General features: G+C 61.7%; 5 protein-coding genes. 4 read left to right on the top strand and 1 reads right to left on the bottom strand.

Going from position 1 to position 6,815, the window contains the following annotated elements; genetic code table 11:
- Positions 1–116: 116 nt before the first annotated feature.
- The gene (gcvP, locus tag AXK12_RS03175) at positions 117–3,041 is read right to left on the bottom strand and encodes an aminomethyl-transferring glycine dehydrogenase (RefSeq protein ID WP_068711369.1); all 2,925 of its coding nucleotides are present in this window, start codon (positions 3,039–3,041) and stop codon (positions 117–119) included.
- Between the two features lie 95 nt (positions 3,042–3,136).
- Here gcvP and nth point away from each other — a divergent pair, with 95 nt between their 5' ends.
- The 4 genes from nth to dprA all read left to right on the top strand — a co-directional run bounded on the left by nth (position 3,137) and on the right by dprA (position 6,502).
- Entirely contained in the window at positions 3,137–3,766 is a 630-nt protein-coding gene (nth, locus tag AXK12_RS03180; RefSeq protein ID WP_068711371.1) for an endonuclease III, read from the top strand.
- 86 nt (positions 3,767–3,852) lie between these two features.
- Positions 3,853–4,299 carry a hypothetical protein gene (locus AXK12_RS03185; protein WP_156468820.1) on the top strand — a complete coding sequence of 149 codons (447 nt, stop codon included), beginning with the start codon at positions 3,853–3,855 and terminating at the stop codon, positions 4,297–4,299.
- A gap of 215 nt (positions 4,300–4,514) precedes the next feature.
- Positions 4,515–5,321 carry a ComF family protein gene (locus tag AXK12_RS03190; RefSeq protein WP_068711375.1) on the top strand — a complete coding sequence of 269 codons (807 nt, stop codon included), beginning with the start codon at positions 4,515–4,517 and terminating at the stop codon, positions 5,319–5,321.
- A 53-nt stretch (positions 5,322–5,374) separates the two neighbouring features.
- Complete coding sequence (gene dprA / locus AXK12_RS03195; protein ID WP_068711377.1) at positions 5,375–6,502, top strand: DNA-processing protein DprA; 1,128 nt, start codon at positions 5,375–5,377, stop codon at positions 6,500–6,502.
- Positions 6,503–6,815 lie beyond the last annotated feature (313 nt).

Genomic DNA, 6,815 nt, shown 5'->3' on the forward strand with positions numbered 1-6,815 from the left:
CACAGCCTGCCGCCCCACGCGCAGTGGGAAATCGGCCTCCGGCACGGCGCGCGGTTGAAACGGGAACAGACCCTGGCAGGGCGAGCGTGTTGCGCGGCTCACTCTGTCCGCGAGGTCTATGAAAGTGGCTGCATGCCACCGCAGGCGCAGACAAGGTTTCGGTCGCCGTAGACATTGTCCACGCGGCCGACCGCGGGCCAAAACTTCGTCGCGCGCGTATGCGCATCGGGATACGCGGCCGACTCGCGCGAATACGCGTGCGACCACTCGCTCGCGCTCACAACGGCCGCCGTGTGCGGCGCATTTTTCAGCACATTATCCCGCGCATCGGCCTCGCCGCTCGCCACCGCACTCATCTCGGCGTGAATGAAAATCAGCGCGTCGCAAAAGCGGTCGAGCTCGGCCCGCGTCTCGCTTTCGGTGGGCTCGATCATGAGCGTCCCGGGCACGGGGAAGGACATCGTCGGCGCATGATAGCCATAATCGATTAATCGCTTGGCGACGTCCTCGACCTCGACCCCACGCGGCTTCCAGTCGCGAAACTCAAGGATGCACTCGTGGGCGACGAGCCCGCCATTCCCACGATACAGGACCGGGAAATACCCTTCCAGCCGCTTGGCGATGTAGTTGGCGTTGAGGATTGCGCGTTGCGTCGCGCGGCGCAGCCCGTCCGCGCCCATCATCCGGATATACATCCACGAGATGGGCAAAATGCTCGCACTGCCAAAAGGCGCGGCACTCACCGCACCCGAGCCCGAGTTAACCGCTTCGCCTTCCGCCACGCCCGCCATCGTAGTCGGATTTCCCTTACGTCCATCTTTGGGCAAAAATGGGGCGAGGTGCGCCGCCACGCCGATTGGCCCGACACCGGGGCCGCCGCCGCCGTGCGGAACGCAGAACGTTTTGTGCAAGTTCAGATGGCAGACATCCGCACCGATGAACCCGGGCGAGCTTAGGCCGACCTGCGCATTCATGTTAGCCCCGTCCATGTAGACTTGGCCGCCGTGCGTGTGGACGATTTCGCAAACTTCGCGCACACCCGGCTCGAAGACGCCGTGCGTCGAGGGGTAGGTAATCATCAGCGCGGCGAGTTCCGCGGCGTGCGCGGCGGCCTTTGCGCGGAGGTCGTCGAGGTTGATATTACCCGCCTCGTCGCACGCCACCGGCACGACCTGCATCCCACACATAGCGGCACTCGCAGGGTTCGTCCCATGCGCACTGGTCGGGATGAGGCACACACGCCGCTGCTCGCCTTCGCCGCGCGAGCGGTGGTAAGCGCGAATCGCCAGCAGCCCCGCGTACTCGCCTTGAGAGCCCGCATTGGGCTGGAGACTCACGGCAGCGAAACCGGTAATCTCGGCCAGCCACTGCTCAAGGTTATCAAAAAGCGCACGGTAGCCGCGCCACTGCTCGGCGGGCGCGTGCGGGTGCAGCCGCGCAAACTCGGGCCAAGTGATCGGCAGCATCTCGCTCGTCGCGTTGAGCTTCATCGTGCACGAACCGAGCGAAATCATCGAGTGGCATAGCGAGAGGTCCTTCGCTTCGAGTCGCTTTATGTAGCGCAGCATCTCGTGCTCGGTGTGGTAACGGTTAAACACCTCGTGCGCGAGGTAGGCCGACTGCCGCGCGTGCGGCGCGGGGTAATCGAGCGCGCCGATCGCTTCGGGCGCGGGCGTCGGCGTCTCGCCAAAAAAGCTTAGCAGCGTCTCGACCTCCGCCAGCGTCGTCACCTCGTCGAGCGAGATACCCACCGTGTAGGCGTCGATCTGGCGCAGGTTCATCCGGCGCGCCGCAGCCGCAGCGTGAACGCGCGCCGCAGCGACATTACCCACCGTCAGCGTATCGAAGACGGGCTCTGCGTTGACACGCGCACCCAGAGCAGTGAGTCCGCGCGCGAGGATCTGCGTGAGTAGCCGCGTGCGCTGCGCGATACGCCGCAAGCCACTTGGCCCGTGGTAAACCGCATACATGGAGGCCATAACGCCAAGCAGGACTTGGGCGGTGCAAATGTTGGAGGTCGCCTTCTCGCGGCGGATGTGTTGCTCGCGCGTGCCAAGTGCGAGCCGCAGCGCGGGCTGGCCTTGCGCATCTTTGGAGACTCCGACGAGTCGGCCCGGCATCTGGCGTTTGTGCGCATCGCGCGTCGCGAGGTAGCCCGCATGCGGCCCGCCAAAGCCCATTGGCACGCCAAAACGTTGTGCCGAGCCCACCGCGACATCCGCACCAAACTCGCCCGGCGCACGCAGTAAAGTCAGCGCAAGCAAATCGGCAGCCACGACACACAGCGCACCGGCCGCATGCGCCCGCGCAAAAAACGCTTCGTAATCATGAATGCTCCCGCGCGTGTCAGGATATTGCACAAGCACGCCGACGATCGCGGGCACAGCGCCCCCGCCCTCTGCGCCGCCAAACTCAAAGCTCCGGTGGTCGCCCACAACGACCTCGACCCCAAGCGGGGCGGCGCGCGTACGCACGACCTCAATCGTCTGCGGGTGACACTGCTCCGACACGAAAAACCGCGCGGCGTCGCTGCGCCCGCCGAGCTTTATCCGGTGGCACATCATCATCGCCTCGGCGGCGGCCGTGCCCTCGTCGAGCATTGAGGCATTGGCGATATCGAGTGCGGTCAACTCGCTGACGAGCGTTTGGAAATTGAGCAAGGCCTCGAGCCGTCCTTGCGAAATCTCCGACTGGTAAGGCGTGTAGGCCGTATACCAGCCCGGGTTTTCCAAAATGTTACGCTGGATCACGGCAGGCACCGCACAGTCGTAGTAGCCCGCGCCGATGAAGCTGCGAAACACTTGGTTTTGCGCCGCCAGCCCGCGCAGTTCGGCGAGCGCAGCCGCCTCGCCCACCGCCTCAGGGAGCGCGAGCCTACGCGGCAAACGAATGTCCTCCGGCACTGCTGCCGCGCTCAACGCATCGAGCGATTCGTAACCCACTTGCGCGAGCATCGCCGCCAACTCCCCCGAGTCGGCACTGCCGCTGTGGCGCGATTCAAATTGGTCGATTGGGGCGAGAAGGTCGCGTAGCGAAGACATGATTGAGCGGCGACGCTAGGGCGGCCCAACACTCCGACAATTAAGAAGTTGTTCCACGCGGCAGATACCGGATTTTTTCCAAAAAAAACCAAACTATGACCATAAAGGCGAAAGCCGCGCGCGCGGCCTACATCGACCAGCGACTCGCCGAGCTGTACCCCGAGACGCTCATCCCGCTCGACCACCGCGACGCCTACACCCTCCTCGTCGCTGTGCTCCTCTCCGCCCAGTGCACCGATAAACGCGTCAACACCGTCACTCCCGCTCTCTGGGCCCTCGCCGATAATCCGGCCGACATGGCCCGCGTGCCCGTCGAAGCGATTCAGCAAATCATCCGGCCCTGCGGCCTCTCCCCGCAAAAGGCGCGCGCCATCTCCGGCCTCTCACGCATCCTCATCGAACAACACGGAGGCGTAGTCCCGCACACGTTTGAGGAGTTGGAGGCACTCCCCGGCGTCGGCCACAAAACCGCCTCCGTCGTCATGGCCCAAGCCTTCGGCGTGCCCGCCTTCCCCGTCGATACCCACATTCACCGGCTCGCCGCGCGCTGGCGACTCAGCAGCGCAAAGAACGTCGTGCAGACCGAGCGCGACCTAAAAAAATGCTTCCCGCGCGAACGCTGGAATAAACTGCACCTGCGTATCATTTACTACGGCCGCGAACACTGCACCGCACGCGGCTGCGACGGCACCCGCTGCGAAATCTGCCAAACGCTAAACACCTAAGGCCAAGACAGCCCGCGATTGATTTCGCCTCAATTTCTCGGTGCGCCACTTGTGATTAATAGAAGCCTGCTTAGGGTCGCGTCCTTATGAAATCCCGTACCTTCACCCTCACTTCTCTATCCTGTGTGTTGGTTCTCGGACTGGCACTTTCCGCGCCCCTTCAAGCCCAAGAGTCGGCCCCTGAAGAAAAACCGAAGACGGAAAAGAAAGCCCCCAAATACCCCAAGCGCTACGACACTAATAAAGACGGAATTATCACCGAAGACGAAATCGCTGCAGGCAAAGCCGCCGACAAGGCCAAGCGAGATGCTAAGCGGCAAGCCGATCTCGAAAAGTACGATGCCAATAGCGACGGAAAGCTCGATAAAGAAGAACGCGCCATAATGAAAGCCGACCGCGATGCCGAGCGAGAAACCAAACGGCTAGAACGCGAAGCAAAGAAACAAGAGCAAGCAGCCCGCCGCGCCGAGCGTGAGGCAAAACGACAGGAACGCGCCGCACAGAAAGCCGAAAGAGAAAGTAAAAAGAAGTAAGCCAGCCGGTCGGACTCCCCAACTTCCTCACCCTATCGAGGGAAACCCCGATGCAATCAAACCCGTGTGGCCCCTATACCGCACGGGTTTTTTAGTCCCGCATCACGCCTTCGCCTCCAGGCCTGCAAACAGCCCGCCCAACTATGAAACGATGCGGAAATGCCGTACTAAAAAAATCGGCACTGGAGCGAGGAGCGTCTGTTCCCGTTTCAAACGTGGCCGCGTCGGAGCCAGATTTTGAGCAGCAGCGCGGCTCGCGTTTGAGCCTAGGCCAGCGCCTCCTCGACCTCTTTTTCCCGCGCGCCTGCGTACATTGTCGCGGACGCATTGCCGATGACAGCCCGCTGCGGCATCTGTGTACACGCTGCGCGTCAAAGCTCACTCCGATCAAGCCGCCGCGCTGCACGACCTGCGGCTATCCCTTTCACGGCGCGGTGGATGAATCCCTAGACACACGACTCTGCCCCCATTGCGAAGGGCTCAATCCTGCCTTCGATGAGGGGCGCACGTGTGTCCTCCTTCGCCCCCCAGCTCGCAGCCTCGTACATAAACTAAAATACCACGCTGGGCTCTACGTGATTGAGGATATGCAACGGCTCTTCTCTGGCTCACCCGGCCTGGCGCAGTGGTTAAACTCGGCCGTACTCGTCCCTGTCCCCCTGCATCCACGCCGCCAGCGAAAACGCGGCTATAACCAAGCCGAACTCCTCGCACACACACTCACGAAACTAAAACCCGACGCCGCGGAGGCAGATACAAATGCCGCCACTCGCCCCCAGGTGGAAACCCTCCTTCGGCGCATCCGACACACCGAGTCGCAGACCCGCCATAATAAACAAGCCCGTTTGAAAAACCTAAAAAATGCCTTCGCCCTGAAAAAGCGCGCGGCGGTTTCCCCCGAACTACGCTACGTCATCGTCGACGACGTATTCACGACAGGCGCCACGCTGAATAGTTGCGCTACGGTGCTGCGCCGCGCGGGTGCTCGGCACATTGATGTCATCGCCTTTGGGCACGGCTGAAGCGACAAGCCTAAGGCCTAGGCGCCCCGCCTTTTAGCCCCAAAAAATCCCCCATGACTGACGAACTCACACTCACTCAAGCGCGGCTCATCCTAAACGCGCTGCCAGAAATCGGGCCAATCACGCTCAATCGCTTGCTGGAAGACCTCGGCGACGATCCGCGTGAAGTCTTATGCGCCTCTCCCCAGAAACTCGAATCCACTAGAGGCGTCGGCCCCAAAATAAGCGCGACCGTACACGGCTGGCGCAGCCACTTCGACCTCCCCCGAGAAGAAGCGCGCATGGCAGACGCACACACCGACTTCATCATTCCCGAAGACGGGATTTACCCACCGCTCCTTCGCGAAATCAGCGATCCGCCAATCGGCCTCTATCGAAAGGGCGATTACGACTTCTCGCTTCCGAGTATCGCCATCGTCGGCAGCCGACGCACCACCCTATACGGGCAAGCGATCGCGAAAAAATTCGCTGCCGAGCTCGCTCGACTCGGCTTTTGTATCGTCAGCGGCCTCGCCCAAGGCATCGACACCGCCGCCCACGAAGGCGCGCTCTCCGTCGGCGGGAAAACCGTCGCCGTACTCGGTAACGGCATCGACATCGTTTATCCCCCGCAAAACCTCGACCTGTACCGGCAGATTGAGGCGACTGGCGCGATTATCTCCGAGTTTCCCTTTGGCCGACGCGCCGATCGCCAAACCTTTCCGATGCGCAACCGCGTGATTTCAGGAATTTGTGACGCCGTGCTCGTCGTCGAAAGCGCAGTCTCCGGCGGCTCCATGATTACCGCCCGCTTTGCCGGAGAGCAAAATCGCCTCCTCTGCGCCATCCCCGGCCGCATCGACCAAGCCACTAGCGGCGGCTGCCACCAACTCATCCGCGACGGCGCCGTCCTCGCCACCAGCGTCGAAGACATCCTCTCCGAGCTAGACTACGGCCACGGGCAACAACCGCGCTTCCCTCCCCTCGACGGCAACGGCGAGGACGAGAAAACCGCAACCCCAGCCCTCACCGAACAAGAAGCACAAATCCTAGCCTGCTTCGCAGGCGGTGCGATTCTAACGCCAGACACACTCGCCGCCCAAACCGGACTCAGTGCCAGCGCACTCGCACCCGCACTCATGATGCTCGAACTCAAACACTGCCTCACCCGCCGACTCGACGGCTCCTGGGAAAGCCGGTGACCCGACCCACTCGCCGCCCGCGCCCTCCCGCCCCTAATAGCCCGCGAAATCTCCGAAAACGCCAACATCCCCACAAATCGCAAACGATGAACTCGCGATGAGCTCTTCGACAGAGTAGAGACTACGTTTTCATACTACACCATAAGCTACGAACCCGTTGCATTATTTTCAGCGACAGGTTTCGTTTTAAGACATAACGCGCATGCATTATTAGGTGCTACATGCTTCGCCATAATACTCATAAAATAAACGCCTTTACATTATACATATCAATAACTATCAACGCTTTATGTAGCCCCCCCCCCCCCCCCCC

The sequence above is a fragment of the Cephaloticoccus capnophilus genome (genome assembly GCF_001580045.1).
GTDB classification, from domain to species: domain Bacteria; phylum Verrucomicrobiota; class Verrucomicrobiia; order Opitutales; family Opitutaceae; genus Cephaloticoccus; species Cephaloticoccus capnophilus.

Coding starts and splice junctions, on each gene's coding strand:
- gcvP (WP_068711369.1), bottom strand. CDS start 3,041: ATGTCTTCGCTACGCGACCTTCTCGCCCCAATCGACCAATTTGAATCG.
- nth (WP_068711371.1), top strand. CDS start 3,137: ATGACCATAAAGGCGAAAGCCGCGCGCGCGGCCTACATCGACCAGCGA.
- AXK12_RS03185 (WP_156468820.1), top strand. CDS start 3,853: ATGAAATCCCGTACCTTCACCCTCACTTCTCTATCCTGTGTGTTGGTT.
- dprA (WP_068711377.1), top strand. CDS start 5,375: ATGACTGACGAACTCACACTCACTCAAGCGCGGCTCATCCTAAACGCG.